Origin of the sequence: Mesorhizobium sp. M1342, assembly GCF_040317955.1 — a bacterium.
Lineage (GTDB): Bacteria > Pseudomonadota > Alphaproteobacteria > Rhizobiales > Rhizobiaceae > Mesorhizobium.
This window is the reverse complement of sequence record NZ_JAMYLI010000006.1, coordinates 139,339-157,070: the sequence shown is the minus strand read 5'-3', so window position 1 is coordinate 157,070 and position 17,732 is coordinate 139,339. Positions and strand designations below refer to the sequence as shown.

Below are 17,732 nucleotides of genomic sequence, written 5' to 3'. Positions count from 1 at the left end.
GAGGCATTGGAAGCAGATCCCTACCCGATCTATGCAGAGCTCAGGCGCAGTGCGCCGTTACCTTCGTGCCGGCGGTCAATCTGTGGTTCGTCACGCGCTGGAAGGATGTCGAGAGCGTCGCCAAGTCGCCCGACATCTTCTCCGCCGTCGTCGGCTCATCGCCGGTCGAGCGCTCCTTCGGCAAGCCGACCATCCTGACCACCGATGGCGAGACGCACAAGCAGCTGCGCCAGGGCGTAGACCCGAAATACCGGCCGCGCACCGTCGCCGCCTATGCCGGCGACCTCGTGCGATCGATCGCCGAGCCCTACCTCGACCGGATCGCCGAACAGGGTGCGGCCGAGCTGATGGCCGACTATTTCGAGCCGGTGTCGACGCTCAGCCTGGCGCGCTCGCTCGGCCTTGCCGACATCGACATGCCGACGCTGCGCCGCTGGTTCTACGGCCTTGCCCAGGGCGCCATCAATTTCGAGAACGACGCGAAGCGGCAGCAAATAGCCGACGCGATCAGCGCCGAGGTCGGCGACGCCATCCTGCCGACGCTGGAGAGGCTTGCGCGTGCGCCTGACGACTCCGCGCTGTCGCATATGCTGCATGACGGCATGCCGGACGGCACGACACGGCCGATCGACTTCCTGATGCCGAGCATCAAGGTCATCCTGCTCGGCGGCATGCAGGAGCCCGGACATGGCGCCGGCTCGATCCTCGCCGGCCTGCTTTCGCATCCTGAACAATTGCGGCAGGTGCTCGACGATCCCGAGACCTTCGTGCCAAAGGCGGTCGATGAAGGCTTGCGCTGGGTGGCGCCGATCGGCACGCAGACGCGGCAGACGACACGGGCGGTCGAGCTTGGCGGCGTGACGATTCCAGCCGGTGCCGCCGTCGCCGCACTCGTCTCCTCAGCAAGCCGCGACGAGAGCCGCTTTGCCGATCCCGACCGCTTCGACATCAACCGCGACGAAGGCAATCATGCCGCCTTCGGCTTCGGCCATCATTTCTGCTCGGGCCGGTTCTTCGCGCGTGAGCAGATGTGCCTTGCGGTAAGACTGCTGCTCCAGCGGTTCCCCGATCTCAGCCTTGTGCAGGGCAAGGAACCGGTGTTTCGCGGCTGGGAATTCCGCGCGCCAACCACATTGCATGTTTCCCTTGGAGTCCGTCACCCATGATCAGTCAGAGTGCCATCGACACGCTGCGCAAGACGGAGATCGGCGCGCGGGGCCTGTTCATCGATGGCGTGCAGATCGAGGCAACAAGCGGCGCAAGCCTGCCGGTGACGTCGCCGATCGACGGCCGACCTTTCGCCAGCATCGCCGACGGCAACGCCGCCGATATCGACCGCGCCGTGAAGTCGGCGCGCAAGGCGTTCGAGAAGGGCTCGTGGTCGCGATCAGCGCCGGCCTTTCGCAAGAAGGTGCTGACGAAATTCGCCGAGCTGGTCGAAAAGCATGCCGACGAGCTCGCCGTGCTCGGCGTGCGCGACAATGGCACCGAGATCGGCATGGCCTACAAGGCCGAACCGCTGTCGGCGGCAGGCACCATCCGCTACTACGCCGAGGCCATCGACAAGGTCTATGGCGAGATCGCGCCGACGGCCGACAATGTTCTGGGACTGATCCACAAGGAGCCGCTCGGCGTCGTCGGCGTCATCGTGCCGTGGAATTTTCCGCTGATGATCGGCGCCTGGAAGATTGCGCCGGCGCTTGCCGCCGGCAATTGCGTGGTGGTCAAGCCGCCGGAAATCGCTTCGCTGACGCTGCTGCGGCTGGCCGAACTGGCAAGCGAGGCCGGACTTCCCGCCGGTGTGCTTAATGTCGTCACCGGCCGTGGTTCGGTTACCGGCGAGGCGCTCGGCCTGCATATGGATGTCGACGCCATCGCCTTCACCGGTTCCGGCCCGGTCGGCCGACGGCTGCTCGAATATTCCGCTCGCTCCAACCTGAAACGCGCCTTCCTCGAACTCGGCGGCAAGTCGCCCAACATCGTCTTTGCCGATGCTCCCGACCTGAAACAGGCGGCGGTCGTCTCGGCCAACGGCATTTTTCGCAATTCCGGCCAGGTCTGCGTCGCCGGCTCGCGCCTGCTCGTCCAGGCGTCGGTCTATGACCGTTTCATGGACGAACTTGTCGCGGCAACGACGCAGCTGAAAGTCGGCGATCCGCTCGATCTCGCCAGCGACATCGGTGCGGTATCGAGCGCCGAACAGCTGGACAAGAACCTCGGTTTCGTCACCAGGGCGACGGAAGAAGGTGCCCGTCTCGTCAGCGGCAAGCGGATCCTGACCGAGACCGGCGGCAGCTACATGGCGCCGACGATCTTCGAGAACGTCACGCAAGACATGCAGCTTGCGCGTGAGGAGGTGTTCGGGCCCGTACTCGGCGTCATGCGCTTCGAAACCGAGGAGGAGGCGGTTCGGCTTGCCAATTCGACCGTCTACGGGCTTGCCTCCGCGGTGTGGACCGCCAACCTCTCCACCGCGCATCGCATGGTGCGCGCCATCAATGCCGGCGTCGTCCACGTCAACACCTATGGCGGCGCCGACATCACCGTGCCGCTCGGCGGCGTCAAGCAGTCGGGCTTCGGCCGCGACAAGTCGCTGCACGCGCTGGAGAAATATCTGGAACTCAAGACCGCGTGGATCGCGCTTTGAGACCAACCGTGGCGCTGGCCTGCCTCCGATCTGACCTTCCCACGGAGATGCCCAGGATCGCCTTAGATCCGGCGGCGGTCGGCCGAGCGCCGTCTTGTTCTCTCTTCGTTGGAATTTTTGAGAGAATATTCCTGGCTTTGGCGAGAACGGCGAAACGCGTTCTTTGATTAAATCAATAGAATTCCTGACGATGTGATCAAGGCTAGGCAGTCCGCTTGGCCGCATGACTTCACAACCGCAGAGATCAATCATGTCCGACTTCAAAAACACTTTGCCATCTTCCTCAGGGTCAACCATCAGCCGGCGCAGCGGCTTGGCTCTGCTGTTCGCATCGGCCGTCGCGGTCGGCAGCTTGATGGCGCCGCATGCTTCGTTCGCCGAGGACAAGAAGGCGATCAAGGTCGGCATCATCAGCGGCGAGGACGAGGATGTCTGGCGCGTCGTCGTCGCCCAGGCGGCCGAAAAGGGCCTCGCCATCGAGACCGTGGTGTTCAACGACTACACCCAGCCCAACGAGGCGCTGGAGCGCGGCGAAATCGACGCCAACGCCTTCCAGCACCAGCCCTATCTCGACAACCAGATCAAGACTCAAGGCTATCACATCGTGCGTGTCGGCTATACCGGCGTCTGGCCGATCGGCCTCTACTCGAAGAAGTACAAAGCAGTCGCCGACCTGCCCGAGGGCGCGGTCGTCGGCGTGCCGAACGACCCATCCAACGAAGGCCGGGCGCTGCGCGTGCTGCAGAACGAGGGCGTGATCAAGCTGAAAGACGGCACCGGCATTCTGGCCACCACCGCCGACATCGCCGAGAATGCGAAGAAGGTGGTGATCAAGGAACTCGACGCCGGCATCGTCGGCCGCTCGGTCGAGGATCTCGACGCGGCCGTGGTCAACACCGACTGGGCGCTGAAAAGCGGCCTGACGCCGGAAAACCGCATCGCGCAGGAGCCCATCGCCGACAATCCCTACCGCAACTTCATCGCGGTGAAGGCCGGCAATGAGAACGAGGCCTGGGTGAAGACACTGGTCGCGTCCTATCAGAACGAGGCGGTGAAGGCAGAGTTCGACAAGGTCTACAAGGGCACCGGCCTCAGCGCCTATTGATCCGATCCTCGGCCGGAAGTCCGGTTCGAGAGCAACAGCGGTTCGCGCTCAGGCGCGGGCCGCGATTGCGTTTTCGGAGAACAGGAACATTCATGAACCAGCATATCACGGCATCCGGGGACACCGCCGATCCGACCCAGGCCCGGCCCGACGCGTCTCAGGACGTCGTGCGCCTTGTCGACCTGAAGCGCCGCTTCGGTGTGACGCCGGCGCTCGACGGCGTGTCGCTGACGGTGCGCAAGGGCGAGATCCTCGGCATCATCGGCCGCAGCGGCGCCGGCAAATCGACGTTGATCCGCTGCCTGAACGGGTTGGAACGGCCTGACTCCGGCGAGGTGTTCATCGAGGGCCGCGAGATCAGCCGGCTAGGCGAGCGCGACCTGCAGCCGTTGCGGCGACGCATCGGCATGATCTTCCAGCATTTCAACCTGCTGTCGGCCAAGACCGTCGAGGACAATGTGGCGCTACCGCTCAAGATCGAGGGGCGCCCGAAAGCCGAGAGGCTGAAGCGCGCCGCCGAACTGCTCGATCTCGTCGGCCTGTCGGAGAAAGCAAAAGCCTATCCGGCGTCGCTGTCGGGTGGCCAGAAGCAGCGCGTCGGCATCGCCAGGGCGCTGGCAGCACGGCCGGCGCTGCTTTTGTCGGATGAAGCCACTTCGGCGCTCGATCCGGAGACGACGCGCTCGATCCTTGCGCTGCTCAGGGATATCAACCGGCAGCTCGGCCTGACCATCCTGCTGATCACCCATGAGATGGAGGTGATCCGCTCGATCGCCGACCGCGTGGCGGTGATCGATGCCGGGCGCATCGTCGAGGAAGGCCCGGTCTGGTCGGTGTTCGCCGACCCGCGCTCGGACATCACCAGAAGCCTGCTCGGCGCCATCCGGCCGCAGCTGCCAGCCGAACTGGCGGCCCGGCTGCTGCCGGGGGCCGGCGCGGAGACGATCCTGCGCGTGGATGTGGCCGGCGAAGCGGCAAGCGGGCCATTGCTGTCCGACCTTGCCACGGCTGTTCCAGGCACCTTCCGCCTCGTCCATGGCGGCATCGACCATATCCAGCAGCAGCCGGTCGGCACGCTGTTCCTTTCGGTTCCCGGCAGCGATGCAAATCATCTCGCTGACATCATCACATTCCTGAAGGCCCGCCAGGCGCGGGTGGAGGTGCTTGGCCATGTCGCCGATCCTGTTTGAACTTCTGCTGCGTTCGATCTGGGAGACGGTGCTGATGACGGCCGCCTCCGGCCTCATCTCGCTGGTCTTCGGCCTGCCGCTCGGCCTGGCCTTGATCGCCACCGAACGCGGCGGGATTGCCGAAAGCCTGTGGGTGAACCGGTCGCTTGGCGCCGTCATCAACGGCTTCCGTTCGGTGCCCTTCATCATTCTTCTGGTCGCGCTCATCCCGGTGACGCGGCTGATCGTCGGCACCTCGATCGGCACATGGGCGGCCATCGTGCCGCTGTCGATCGCCGCCACGCCCTACTATGCGCGCATCGCCGAAGTGTCGCTGCGCGAAGTCGATCGCGGGCTGATCGAGGCGGCGCGCGCCATGGGCGGCAACCGCTGGACGATCATCCGCGAGGTGCTGGTGCCGGAAGCCCTGCCCGGCATTGTCGCCGGCTTCACGGTGACGCTGGTGACGCTGATCGGTGCCTCGGCCATGGCCGGCGCCATCGGTGCCGGCGGCCTCGGCGACCTCGCAATCCGCTACGGCTATCAACGATTTGAGACGTCCATCATGATCGCCGTGGTCATCGTGCTGATCGTCCTGGTCTGCGGCATCCAGTGGGCGGGGGACCGGCTGGTGGCGAGGCTGGATCGGCGGGGGTGAAAGACTGGCTGGTGGCACGGCCGCGTACGGGATAGGCGGAGGCATCCCCGCCACCAAACCGTCTGACACCCGGCTTCACCCGCCAAAGCTGCCCAGCCGCGTCGGCTGCGTGTAGTTGCGGTCGACATAGAGCAGGGCCGAACCGCCGCTGCCGTGCCGGACATCGATGACGCGGCCGATCATGACATTGTGCGTGCCGACGATATGCACAGTCTCGATCTCGCAATCGAAATTGACGATCGCATCCGACAGCGCCGGCGTACCGGAGGTCAGCGTCTGCCAGCGTGCGGCGGAGTAGCGCGCTTCCATGTCCCTGGTCGCGCCGGCGAACTTTCCCGCCAGATGCATTTGGTCATGCGTCAGCACGTTGACGCAGAAGCGCTGGTTGGACAGGAACATGGCGGCCTGCGTCGAGCGCCCGTTCATGCACACCAGCAGCGTCGGCGGCTCGTCGGAGACGCTGCACATGGCGGTGGCGGTGAAGCCGCCGCGCCCTGCCGGGCCATCGGTGGTGACGATGTTGACCGGCGCGCAGACCCTCGCCATGGCGTCGCGGAAATCGGTTTTCGAAATCTGCGTGGCCATCTGGTTTCACTCGGCCGTTGAGACAAGCGGATTGAACCAGGTATCGCCCGTCCAGCCATTCTCGTCATAGTCGGCCATGCAGGTGTCGACGAGCTCTTCCATCGCCTTCAGCCGCCCGCCGCGTTCAGCTCCTTTCAGCACCTGCAGCCGCACCTCTTCCGGCGCGCCGGCATAGTTGAGCTCGTAGAGCGCGTGACGGCCGCCGAACTCGGTGCCGGTCGCGTCCCACAAAAGCTTCATGATCTTGATGCGCTCGATGTGGCCCATGTCGTTGGAGCCGCGCACATATTGCGCCAGATACTTGTCGATCTCGGGGTTGTTGAAGTCGCGCACCGACGACGGCAGGTAGATCAGCCCGGACGCGATCACCCGGCGCACGGTGTCGATGACGCGCGGATAGGCTTCCGACATGAAGGTGCGGTAGGCGAGCGCGGCTTCCAGATTGGGCAGCACCGCACCATTCGCCCACGGGATCGGGTTGTAGGCCATGGCGTTGGAAAAGCTCCAGAACATGTGCCGCAGTGCAATGACCTCGCCCAGTGCCGCCTGGTTGCCGCGGAAAGCATCGCCGCCCGTGGCGCGCAGCGCCTTGGCCAGCAGGCCGGCGAGGAAATCGAGCTTGACGGCGAAACGCGTGCAGCCCTGGAAGCAGTAGCCATGCATGAAGCCGGACGCCGGGTGGAAGGACAGGATCTTCTGCGCATCGCGCAGCACCAGCACGTCCTCCCAGGGGATGAAGACATTGTCGAGCACCAGGATCGCGTCGTTCTCGTCGAAGCGTGACGACAGCGGATAGTCGAACGGCGCCGCCACCGTGTTGGCCGTCTGCTCGTAGGAGACGCGGCAGAACATCTTTATCCCCGGCGCATTCATCGGCACGATGAACATCACCGACAGCGACGGATCCTCGGTGACCGTCGCCGATCCCTGCGCCAGGAAGTTATAGTGCGTCAGCGCCGAGGACGTCGCCACCACCTTGGCGCCGGAGACGTAGATGCCGGCATCCGTCTCCTTGGTGATGTGGACGAAGACGTCCTTCACCTGTTCGGCCGGCTTGTGGCGGTCAATCGGCGGGTTGACGATGGCATGGTTCATGAACAGCACGGCTTCCTGGGCACGCCTGTGCCAGGACAGGGCATTGTCCCTGAACGGCCCGTACCAGTCTGCGTTGGCGCCGAGCGTATTCATCAGCGCCGCCTTGTAGTCGGGCGTGCGCCCCATCCAGCCATAGGACATGCGTGACCACTCGGCGATCGCCGTCTGCTGGGCGGCGAGTTCGCCAGAGGATTTGGCGACGCGGAAATATTTGTGGGTGTAGCCGCCCGAGCCGGTGTCGGTCGGCGAAGTCAGCGTGTCCCGTCGCAGGGGATCATGCAGCGCATCGTAGAGGCGCGCCAGCGACCGCGCCGAATTGCGCATCGACGGGTGCGTGGTGACATCGGCAATGCGTTCGCCATTGATATAGACCTCGCGGCCGTCGCGCAGGCTCTCCAGATACTCGGCCCCGGTGAACGGCCGTGCCTTGTCGACGCGGAAGTCTTCTGATCGCATGATGGTCCTCCTCTTGAGTCGCAACACTAGCGCCTTGGGCATGCATTGGTTATGGACGGAACGGCAAAACCGATTGGACTTTTTCAGGCGCCATGAGCCAGAATTCCATCCCCGACTTCTTCGTCTATGGCGAGCCTGTGCGGCCGCTCGATGTCGGTTTCCTGCATGTCGAGACGGTGCTTGCGCGCAGCAATATCCATCTTGGTCAGGTTGCGGCGCACAAGCATCCGCAGATGGGCCAGATCACCTACTGGACCAGCGGCTCCGGCACCTACCGTATCGAAGACCGGTCCTGGGACTTTTCGGCGCCTGCCGTCAGCTTCGTGCCGAGCGCTGTCGTGCATGGCTTCTCGATCGGACCCGGCACCGATGCCATCGTCGTCTCGGTCGCCGACGGCGCGCTCGCGGCCATCGCCGCTCACAGCCTGCTGCCGCTGGACAGGCCGGTCTTTGCCGACGGTCTGCCACGACACGCAGCGTGGGCGAGACTGGCGGCGGTGCTGGAGATGATCGCCGCCGAATATGCCGAGGCGCAAGCCGGCAATGACAGGGTCCTGCCGGCGCTGATCGCCGTCGCACTCTCCCAAATTGCGCGCCTCAGCCCCGGCGTGACCGCCTCCGCCGCCTCTTCCGATGCTTCGCTGGCGCGGGGCCTGCGTCGGCTCGCCGACACGCATTTCCGCGACAACTGGCCGGTCGATCGCTACGTCGAGGCGCTGGCCACCACGCCGCATCTTCTCGACAAGGCTGCCCATGCGGTTCTGGGCGCCGGCGTCAAGCGGGTCGTCAGCGAAAGGCGGCTGCTGGAGGCCAAGCGCCTGCTGCTGTTCACCGTACGCACGGTGGAGGACATCGCCTACGAGATCGGCTTCGACGACCCGGCGTATTTTTCACGGTTCTTTCGCGCGCGAGTCGGCGAAGCGCCCGCCGCCTGGCGCCGGAAGCACTTGCAGGGCCATTGATCCTGCGTGAAATGCAGACCCCGTGACGCGCAATCCTCGATGTTGCAGCCACAGCCACTTTTTCGTGAAGCTGAACGGGTTGATCCCTTCGCCTGCCTGCCTAGGTAGAAAGGAGCGGCGGGTGCCACGCAAATCTGACATCGGACCAATCTGACGGTCGGCATGATATTTTCCTGCATTCAAAAGCTTGCCCTTCCTATTCTCTTCGTTGGCATCCAGTCTTCCTGCGTCGTTCCCGACGATACGTCGCGCGTGGCCAAGGTTGACCCCACCGCGGCGGCGGCTCGCAAGGAGATGGTCGGCCTCAGCGAAGCCGACGTCCGCATGTGCGCGGGGTTTCCGACCGCCACCGCGGACGCCGGCCGATCGGGCCAGATCTGGTCCTATAAGCGCGTCGTTCAGCGCGGCAATCTCAGCATCGTCGTCCCAACCATGGCATTGGGCGCGATCCCGGCGGTCGGTGGCTCCGTCAATGTCGCTCCCGGCGGTTATTGCGATACGCAAATTCGCATGGTCGACGGTCGCGTCGCCGAAGTTGCCTACGCCGGCGACAACAATATGCCGAACAGGCGCGACGCGCTTTGTGTCAGCACGGTGGACGCCTGCGTGACCTATGCGCGTCAACACGGTCAGAGGCCAGTGGCAGCGAAACGGCGATGACGGTCACGCAAATATCGTTGAGGGCTTGACTGACCCGCCGGACAGAATACGCTAGCGCAAAATACCGGCTCTGATCGCCGGGCGGCAAGAATGCCTCGTATGCCTCGCCCTCCCGGCGCTGGCTGCGAGGCATTGTCATTTTGGGGATCTGTTTGAAACGGCGTATCGAGATCGGCATCCTATATTCCCGCTCGGGGAGCTATCAGCTCGTCTCCGATGCGTGCCGCATCGGCGCCATGCGCGCCATCGCCGACATCAACGCCGATCGCAGCTCAGGTATCGAACTGGTGCCGGTCGAGCGCGATCCGCAAAGCAATGCCGACCGCTACGCAACGCTGTGCGAGGATATTTTCAGGACCAGCAGCGCGCGCCATGTCGTCGGGTGCGTCACCTCGTGGAGCCGCAAGGAAACCATTCCGGTGCTCGAGAAGGCGGGCGGCATGCTGTGGTACGCCTGCCCCTATGAGGGCTTCGAGGCCAACGAGCACGTCGTCTACATGCACGCCTGCCCCAACCAGCATCTGGTGCCGTTGATGGCGCATGTCGTGCCGCGTTTCGGCGCCAACGGTTTCCTGCTTGGCTCGAACTATATCTGGGGCTGGGAGATGAACCGCGTCGCCCGCGACCTGATCGCCGATGCCGGCGGCAAGGTTCTGGGCGAACGCTATCTGCGCATCGGCGAGACCGACGTGTCGCGTCTGATCGCGGAAATCCGCGCCACGCGGCCGAACTTCATCCTCAACAACCTGATCGGCACCTCGTCCTACGCCTTCCTCGCGGCCTATCGCGACCTAGGTCACGAGGATGCCGCCTTCAGTCCCGAGACTTGTCCCGTCATCTCCTGCAACCTCACCGAAGGTGAGCTGCCGGCGATCGGTGAATCCGGCAAGGGACATCTATCGGTCGGGCCGTACTTCGCGCCGCGGCCGGCCGCCTTCGCCTCGTCTTTCGAGGCCTCCGCCTATGCCTCCGTGCAGGTGATGGCCGACGTGCTCTCCAGCAATCCCGAAGCCGGTCCGGCGGAATTTTCCAGAGCCTTCGCAGAACGCCGCTTCTCCACCCGGCTCGGGCCGATCGCCATCGACGCGCACTCGCAGCACGCCACATTGCCGGTGATCATCGGGCGGATCGCGGACGGCTTCTTCGAGGTCGTCAGCCGCGAAGACGAAGTCGCGCCGGATCCCTATCTGTCGCGCTACGACCCGGCAAAAACATTCGGCCGCCCACGCCTGAGGGTGGTGTCGTGACGAGAGCCCCACGCATCCCCAATCTCGGCGGCGCCAAGGCGTTTATCCTGCATCGCCCGCATCCGACGGTGCAGGCGATCACCAGGCAATTGTCGGCCATCGGCCTGATCACGCTGGACTGCTGGCCGGAACTGCCGCCCGAGGCGCTGGCGGCCGATTTCGTGTTCTTCGACGCCGATCTCGGTTTCGACGAGCAGTTCCCCTGGAAGCCGGGCGAGGCGCCGATGCCGCTGGTGGCGCTGATCGGCTCCGAGGCGCCGGGCCGCATCGAATGGGCGCTGTCGCACAAGGCCGATGCCCAGCTCCTGAAGCCGGTCGGCAATGCCGGCGTCTACAGCGCGCTGCTGATCGCGCGCCAGAGTTTCGAGGCGCGAAAACACCTGGCCAGTGAGATTGCCTCGCTTCGCCAGCGCGTCGCCGAGCGCCAGACCATCGTGCGCGCGGTCACCGCACTGGCGAAAGGCACCGATGACGGCCGCGCCTATGCGCAGCTTCGCTCGCTGGCTATGAGCTGGCAGATCAGCGTCGAGGATGCCGCGCGGCGGATCGTGGCAATGACAAGTGAAGAAGCAACAGGGGAAGAAGGCGGCGATGACCAGTCCCATCGCGCCTGATCTCACCGCGCCAGGGCGCATGCCGGTCAAACCACGCGCCGGCGTCTGGCGCCGGCTGGTCAGGCGCCGTCTCGCACTGCTTGGGCTGATGATCGTCGCCATTGTCGTTGCCGGCGCCGTGCTGGCGCCATGGCTGACTGGCTATGATCCCAACGAGCAGATGTTCGACGGCCTGACCATCGAGGGCTCGCCCTTGCCGCCGGATGCAAAATTCTGGCTGGGCACCGACCTGCTCGGCCGTGACCTGTTGACCCGCATCCTCTACGGCGCCCGCACCTCGCTGATCATCGGCATCGTCGCCAATGGCGTGGCGCTGTTCATCGGCACGCTGGTCGGTGTTGTCGCCGGCTATTTCCGTGGCTGGATCGGCAGCGCGCTGATGCGCTTCACGGATTTGATGATGGCGTTTCCGGCACTGCTGCTCGCCATTTGCCTGGCGGCGGTGTTCGAGCCCAGCCTGTGGATCGTCGCCATGGTCATCGCGCTGGTCAACTGGGTGCAGACCGCCCGCGTCATCTACACCGAAACCTCTTCGCTGGCCGAGCGCGAATTCATCGACGCCGAACGCACCATAGGGGCGAGTGCACCGCGCATCCTGTTTCGCCATATCCTGCCGCATCTGCTGCCGACCATCATCGTCTGGGGCACGCTCGGCATCTCGACCACGGTGCTGCTCGAGGCGACACTCTCCTTCCTCGGCATCGGCGTGCAGCCGCCGACGGCGTCGTGGGGCAACATCATCTTCGAGAACCAGACCTATTTCCAGGCCGCACCCTGGCTGGTGTTCTTCCCCGGTGCCGCGATCCTGGCGCTGGCGCTGGCCTTCAACCTGATCGGCGACGCACTGCGCGACATCCTCGATCCGACGCAGAGGGGCCGGGCATGATCGCCTATCTCGGCCGCCGCCTGATCCAGTCGCTGCTGATCCTGCTCGGCGTCTCGCTGATCACTTTCGCGCTGCTCTATCTCCTGCCCGCCGATCCGGTGCGCCAGATCGCCGGTCGCAGCGCCACGCCGCAGACGGTCGAGAACATCCGCCAGCAGCTCGGCCTCGACCAGCCCTTCATCGTCCAGTACTGGCGCTATCTCACGAAGCTCATCAGCGGCGATCTCGGCCGCTCCTACATCCAGCGCTCCGAAGTCACCGAGCTGATCGTCTCACGGCTGCCGGCCAGCTTGTTGCTGATGGTCGGCGCCATCCTGTGCGAGCTGCTGCTCGGCCTGAGCATGGGCCTGATCGCTGCCGTCAAGCGCGGTACCGCCACCGACCAGACGCTGATGGTCGCCTCCTTCGTCGGCGTTTCGGCGCCGCAATTCGTCGTCGGCCTGCTGCTGCTCTACGTCTTTGCCGTGCGGCTCAGCTGGTTCCCGATCGGCGGCTATGGCACCTGGCGTCATCTCGTGCTGCCGTCGCTGACCATGGGCATACTCGGCGCCGGCTGGTACGCCCGCATGATGCGCTCGTCGATGATCGATGTTCTGCGCCAGGATTATGTCCGCACCGCCCGCGCCAAGGGCCTGGCGCGGCGAGCCATCCTGTTCCGCCATGCACTGCCCAACGCCATCCTGCCGGTCATCGCCATGATCGGCATCGACATCGGCATCTTCATGGGTGGCATTGTCGTCGTCGAAAGCGTGTTCGGCTGGCCTGGCATTGGCCAGCTGGCGTGGCAGGCCATCCAGCGCGTGGACATCCCGATCATCATGGGCGTCACCCTGATCTCGGCCTTCGCCATCGTGCTCGGTAATCTGCTGGCCGACGTCATCGCGCCCTTCATCGACCCCCGCATCAAGCTCAGATGAAAATGAAAACCAGATAGAGAAAGGGAACATAAAAATGAAAAAGTTTCTCGCATCCACGGTAGCGGTATCGGCGCTGGCGCTGATGCTCGGCATGACAAGTGTTCGCGCCGAAGACGCCGTCGACCCGAACGCCAAGCAGGGCGGCGCCATCACCATCACCTACAAGGACGATGTCGCCACGCTCGATCCGGCGATCGGTTATGACTGGCAGAACTGGTCGATGATCAAGAGCCTGTTCGACGGGCTGATGGACTACGAGCCGGGCACCACCAATTTGAAACCCGACCTCGCCGAAAGCTACGAGATCTCGCCCGACGGCAAGACCTTCACCTTCAAGCTGCGCCATGGCGTGAAATTTCACAATGGCCGCGAAATGACCGCCGACGACGTGAAATATTCGCTCGACCGCGTCACCAATCCAAAGACCCAGAGCCCCGGCGCCGGCTTTTTCGGCTCGATCAAGGGCTATGACGATGTCGCCGCCGGCAAGGCCGAGAGCCTCTCCGGCGTCACCGTCGTCGACCCCTACACGGTCAAGTTCGAACTGACCCGCCCCGACGCAACCTTCCTGCATGTCATGGCCATCAACTTCTCGCATGTCGTGCCGAAGGAAGAGGTCGAGAAATACGGCGCCGATTTCGGCAAGCATCCGGTCGGCACCGGCGCCTTCAAGCTCGCCGAGTGGACACTCGGCCAGCGCATCGTCTTCGAGCGCAATGCGGACTATTGGCACAAGGGCCTGCCGCATCTGGACAAGATCACCTTCGAGATCGGCCAGGAGCCGATCGTTGCGCTGCTGCGCCTGCAGAAGGGCGAGATCGACGTGCCCGGCGACGGCATTCCGCCGGCAAAATTCCAGGAGGTGATGGCTGATCCCGAGCAGAAGGCGCGCGTCGTCGAAGGCGGCCAGCTGCACACCGGCTATGTCACCATGAACACCACCATGGCGCCGTTCGATAATGTGAAGGTGCGCCAGGCGGTCAACATGGCGATCAACAAGGCGCGCGTGATCCAGATCATCAACGGCCGCGCCGTGCCGGCCAATCAGCCGCTGCCGCCGTCGATGCCGGGCTACGACAAGGAATACAAGGGCTATCCCTATGACGTCGCCAAGGCCAAGGCCCTGCTTGCCGAGGCCGGCCATCCCGATGGTTTCGAGACGCAATTGTTCGCCATGAACACCGATCCCAACCCGCGCATCGCCCAGGCGATCCAGCAGGACCTGGCGGCCATCGGCATCAAGGCCAGCATCCAGTCGCTCGCCCAGGCAAACGTCATTGCCGCCGGCGGCGACAAGGCCGGCGCACCGATGATCTGGTCCGGCGGCATGGCCTGGATCGCCGATTTCCCCGATCCGTCGAACTTCTACGGCCCGATCCTCGGCTGCGCCGGTGCGGTGCCGGGCGGCTGGAACTGGTCGTGGTATTGCAACAAGGATCTCGACGCCAAGGCGGCCGAGGCCGACTCGGTGGTCGATCCCGCCAAGGCTGGCGAACGCGACAAGATGTGGAGCGCCATCTACGACAAGGTGATGGAGGACGCGCCTTGGGCGCCGGTCTTCAACGAGCAGCGCTTCACCATGAAATCGGCGCGCATGGGCGGCGCCGACAACCTCTATGTCGACCCGGTCCATATCCCGATCAACTACGACAATGTGTACGTAAAAGATGTGCAATAACTGCGACTACACCATCCACGGGCGCCAACATCATTTCGGCTGGGACAATTCGTTTGCCCCGGCCGAGCGGGTGGCGCCCGGCTCGACCATCGAGTTCCAGTGCCTCGATTCCTCCGGTGGCCAGTTGCAGGCCGACAGCACGGTCGCCGACGTCGCCAAGCTCGACTTCGCCACCGTCAATCCGGTGACCGGGCCGATCTTCGTCGAGGGCGCCGAGCCGGGTGACGCACTGAAGGTGACGATCGAGATGTTCAAACCGTCCGGCTTCGGCTGGACGGCCAACATTCCGGGCTTCGGGCTGCTCGCCGACGACTTCAAGGAGCCGGCGCTGAACATCTGGAAGTACGACGCTGCCTCGCTCGAGCCGGCGCTGTTCGGCAAAAATGCGAGGGTGCCGCTGAAACCCTTCGCCGGCACCATCGGCAACGCCCTGGCGGAAAAGGGTCACCACTCGGTGGTCCCGCCAAGACGCGTCGGCGGCAATCTCGACATCCGCGATCTCGCCGCCGGCACCACGCTGTACCTGCCGGTGGAAGTGGCGGGCGCGCTGTTTTCGGTCGGCGACACCCATGCCGCGCAAGGTGATGGCGAGGTCTGCGGCACGGCGATCGAAAGCCCGATGAACGTCGTGCTCAAGCTCGATCTGGTCAAGGACGCCAGGCTGAAGACGCCGCGCTTCACCACGCCAGGCCCGGTGACGCGCCATCTCGACGCCAAGGGCTATGAGGTGACGACGGGAGTTGGGCCGGACCTGATGACGGGTGCAAAGGAGGCGGTTGCCCAGATGGTCGACCTGCTTTCCACCCGCTACAGAATAGACCCCGTCGAGGCCTACATGCTGGCCTCGGTCTGCGGCGATCTCCGCATCAGCGAGATCGTCGACATGCCGAACTGGGTGGTGTCGTTCTACTTCCCGCGCTGCGTGTTTGAATGAGGTTGGGCCGGCGCTGCACCCCCCTCTGTCCTGCCGGACATCTCCCCCGCAAGGGGGGAGATCGGATGTCACGACGGGCTTCGCCACTTTTCAACGGTGACGAATGGACGCCGCGGCAAAGCCGCCAATCTCCCCCCTTGCGGGGGAGATGTCCGGCAGGACAGAGGGGGGTGTGCCGGAGTAAATCCCCCTCCGGGTCACACGCGCAATGATCGCCGCCAGCAAACCCATACTCGACATCGCCAACCTCTGCGTCAGCGTGCGCGGTGAGGACGGCGAGCGCGAGGTCGTCTCCGACCTGTCGCTGACTTTGGCGCGTGGCGAGACGCTCTGCATTGCCGGTGAATCCGGCTCCGGCAAATCGATGACCGCACTGGCGATCATGCAGCTTCTGCCGCAGCCTGCCGCCCGGATTTCATCCGGCAAAGTCCATCTGGGCGATACAGATCTGACGACTCTGGACGAGCGCCGGATGCGGCGCATCCGCGGCGACCGCATCGCCATGATCTTCCAGGAGCCGATGACCTCGCTCAACCCGGTGCTGTCGATCGGCCGGCAGCTCACCGAATCCATCGAGGCACACACCAGCCTGTCGCAGGGCGAAGTCCGCCAGCGCGCCATCGAGGCTCTGAAAGCGGTGCGCATTTCGGAAGCCGAAAGCCGGCTGAAGCAGTTTCCGCACGAACTGTCCGGCGGCATGCGCCAGCGGGTGATGATCGCCATGGCGCTGGCGCTCGAGCCGGACGTGCTGATCGCCGACGAGCCGACGACGGCACTTGACGTCACCGTGCAAGGCGAGGTGCTGGAGCTGCTGCGCGACCTGCAGCGCCAGCACGGCACCAGCGTCATCCTGATCACCCACGACATGGGCGTGGTCGCAGAGATGGCCGACCGCGTCATCATCATGCGGCATGGCCGCATGGTCGAAGAGGGGAAAACCGCCGACATTTTTTCCAGGCCACAAGCCGACTACACGCGCGAACTGCATGCCGCCGTACCGCGCATCGGCAGCGGCGTCGGCCGACAGACATCCAGGGAGGCCGAGGCGACGACGGCATCGGCCAATGTCGCCGAGGTCAAGGACCTGCATGTCCGCTTCGACCTGCATGGCGGTTTCTTCGGTCGGGTCAACCGGCGCGTTCACGCCGTCGAAGGCGTTAGCTTTTCGATCGCGGCCAACGAGACGCTGGCGCTGGTCGGCGAATCCGGTTGCGGCAAGTCGACCACCGCCAAGGCGCTGGCCGGACTGGTGCCCTACAGCGGAGGCGTCGTCATCGGCGGCCGCAATTTGTCTGGCCTTGGCCGCGACGAGCGTAAGGCGGTGCGCCGCGACGTGCAGATGATTTTTCAGGATCCCTACGCCTCGCTCGACCCGCGCATGCGCGTCGGCGAACTCGTCGCCGAGCCGCTGCTGATCCATGGCATCGCCTCGAAGCAAGAGCGCAGCGACCGTGTGGCCGCGCTGTTCGAGCGCGTCGGCCTGTCGGCCGATCAGATGGAACTCTATCCGCATGAATTCTCCGGCGGCCAGCGCCAGCGCGTCTGTATTGCGCGTGCCCTTGCGCTGCGGCCGAAGCTGATCATCGCCGACGAAAGCGTCTCGGCGCTCGACGTCTCGGTGCAGGCGCGCGTGCTCGATCTGTTGAAGGAATTGCAGCGCGAATTCGGCGTCGCCTATCTCTTCATCTCGCATGACATGGCTGTGGTCGAGAACATCTCCGACCGCGTCGCCGTCATGTATCTCGGCCAGATCGTCGAGATGGGCACGCGCGACCAGGTCTTTTCCAACCCGCGTCATCCCTACACCAGGCGGCTGATCGAAGCCGTGCCCGTGCCCGATCCGGCTAAGCGGCGAAGCCGCTTCGCCCGCCTCGACCAGGAGATCCCGAGCGCCACCCGCAGGATCGGCGAGGCGCCGTTGAAACTGGCGCTGAGGGATGTCGGCAACGGCCACCTCGTCGCCGCCGAGGGCTGAGGCAAGTACCGCCGCGGGTCGCGGTTCACGTGTTTGTGTTTCTATCTCGGGCTCAACGCCGGCATTCTGTCCCCAAAGCGCATCGCTTCGAACACGAAATCCGGGACGGCCTCTTGCCCTCTGTCCCTATCTTCCTCATGTTCA

At 64.6% G+C, this 17,732-nt stretch carries 16 protein-coding genes; 14 read left to right on the top strand and 2 right to left on the bottom strand.

Going from position 1 to position 17,732, the window contains the following annotated elements; all coding sequences use genetic code 11:
- Window positions 1-65: 65 nt before the first annotated feature.
- The 5 genes from NKH06_RS08310 (at window position 66) to NKH06_RS08290 (ending at window position 5,579) form a co-directional block, all read left to right on the top strand.
- Window positions 66-1,166 (top strand): cytochrome P450, encoded by a 1,101-nt coding sequence (locus tag NKH06_RS08310; RefSeq protein WP_352892685.1) that lies wholly within the window; start codon window positions 66-68, stop codon window positions 1,164-1,166.
- Complete coding sequence (locus tag NKH06_RS08305) at window positions 1,163-2,647, top strand: aldehyde dehydrogenase (protein ID WP_352892684.1); 1,485 nt, start codon at window positions 1,163-1,165, stop codon at window positions 2,645-2,647. Before NKH06_RS08310 ends, NKH06_RS08305 begins: the two co-directional genes overlap by 4 nt.
- 250 nt (window positions 2,648-2,897) lie before the next feature.
- On the top strand, window positions 2,898-3,752 hold the full coding sequence (locus NKH06_RS08300; RefSeq protein ID WP_128305115.1) for a MetQ/NlpA family lipoprotein: 855 nt from the start codon (window positions 2,898-2,900) through the stop codon (window positions 3,750-3,752).
- A 92-nt stretch (window positions 3,753-3,844) separates the two neighbouring features.
- Window positions 3,845-4,942, top strand: a complete 1,098-nt coding sequence (locus NKH06_RS08295; RefSeq protein WP_352440631.1) for a methionine ABC transporter ATP-binding protein — start codon at window positions 3,845-3,847, stop codon at window positions 4,940-4,942.
- Complete coding sequence (locus NKH06_RS08290) at window positions 4,923-5,579, top strand: methionine ABC transporter permease (protein WP_352440630.1); 657 nt, start codon at window positions 4,923-4,925, stop codon at window positions 5,577-5,579. The genes NKH06_RS08295 and NKH06_RS08290 overlap by 20 nt, the downstream gene beginning before the upstream one ends.
- A 75-nt stretch (window positions 5,580-5,654) precedes the next feature.
- Here NKH06_RS08290 and NKH06_RS08285 read toward each other — a convergent pair whose 3' ends face one another.
- Both NKH06_RS08285 and NKH06_RS08280 read right to left on the bottom strand, forming a co-directional pair.
- On the bottom strand, window positions 5,655-6,164 hold the full coding sequence (locus tag NKH06_RS08285; protein ID WP_352440629.1) for a flavin reductase: 510 nt from the start codon (window positions 6,162-6,164) through the stop codon (window positions 5,655-5,657).
- A 6-nt stretch (window positions 6,165-6,170) separates the two neighbouring features.
- Window positions 6,171-7,715 (bottom strand): 4-hydroxyphenylacetate 3-hydroxylase N-terminal domain-containing protein, encoded by a 1,545-nt coding sequence (locus tag NKH06_RS08280; protein ID WP_352440628.1) that lies wholly within the window; start codon window positions 7,713-7,715, stop codon window positions 6,171-6,173.
- Window positions 7,716-7,807: 92 nt separating this feature from the next.
- Here NKH06_RS08280 and NKH06_RS08275 point away from each other — a divergent pair, with 92 nt between their 5' ends.
- The 9 genes from NKH06_RS08275 to NKH06_RS08235 all read left to right on the top strand — a co-directional run bounded on the left by NKH06_RS08275 (window position 7,808) and on the right by NKH06_RS08235 (window position 17,588).
- Entirely contained in the window at window positions 7,808-8,677 is an 870-nt protein-coding gene (locus tag NKH06_RS08275) for a helix-turn-helix domain-containing protein (protein WP_352440627.1), read from the top strand.
- Window positions 8,678-8,929: 252 nt separating this feature from the next.
- Complete coding sequence (locus NKH06_RS08270; RefSeq protein WP_245273201.1) at window positions 8,930-9,337, top strand: hypothetical protein; 408 nt, start codon at window positions 8,930-8,932, stop codon at window positions 9,335-9,337.
- Between the two features lie 152 nt (window positions 9,338-9,489).
- Window positions 9,490-10,584 (top strand): transporter substrate-binding protein, encoded by a 1,095-nt coding sequence (locus NKH06_RS08265; protein ID WP_023810824.1) that lies wholly within the window; start codon window positions 9,490-9,492, stop codon window positions 10,582-10,584.
- Window positions 10,581-11,198: an ANTAR domain-containing response regulator gene (locus NKH06_RS08260; RefSeq protein ID WP_023810823.1), complete on the top strand. Its 618-nt coding sequence runs from the start codon at window positions 10,581-10,583 to the stop codon at window positions 11,196-11,198. The genes NKH06_RS08265 and NKH06_RS08260 overlap by 4 nt, the downstream gene beginning before the upstream one ends.
- 19 nt (window positions 11,199-11,217) lie before the next feature.
- A complete protein-coding gene (locus NKH06_RS08255) occupies window positions 11,218-12,084 on the top strand; it encodes an ABC transporter permease (protein WP_196815320.1) in 867 nt (288 codons plus the stop codon).
- A complete protein-coding gene (locus NKH06_RS08250; protein ID WP_023810821.1) occupies window positions 12,081-13,001 on the top strand; it encodes an ABC transporter permease in 921 nt (306 codons plus the stop codon). The genes NKH06_RS08255 and NKH06_RS08250 overlap by 4 nt, the downstream gene beginning before the upstream one ends.
- An 82-nt stretch (window positions 13,002-13,083) precedes the next feature.
- Entirely contained in the window at window positions 13,084-14,679 is a 1,596-nt protein-coding gene (locus NKH06_RS08245) for an ABC transporter substrate-binding protein (protein WP_502895179.1), read from the top strand.
- Window positions 14,669-15,613, top strand: coding sequence for an acetamidase/formamidase family protein (locus NKH06_RS08240; protein ID WP_023810819.1), 945 nt, complete (start codon window positions 14,669-14,671; stop codon window positions 15,611-15,613). Before NKH06_RS08245 ends, NKH06_RS08240 begins: the two co-directional genes overlap by 11 nt.
- A gap of 208 nt (window positions 15,614-15,821) precedes the next feature.
- Window positions 15,822-17,588 (top strand): ABC transporter ATP-binding protein, encoded by a 1,767-nt coding sequence (locus NKH06_RS08235; protein WP_352892681.1) that lies wholly within the window; start codon window positions 15,822-15,824, stop codon window positions 17,586-17,588.
- Window positions 17,589-17,732 lie beyond the last annotated feature (144 nt).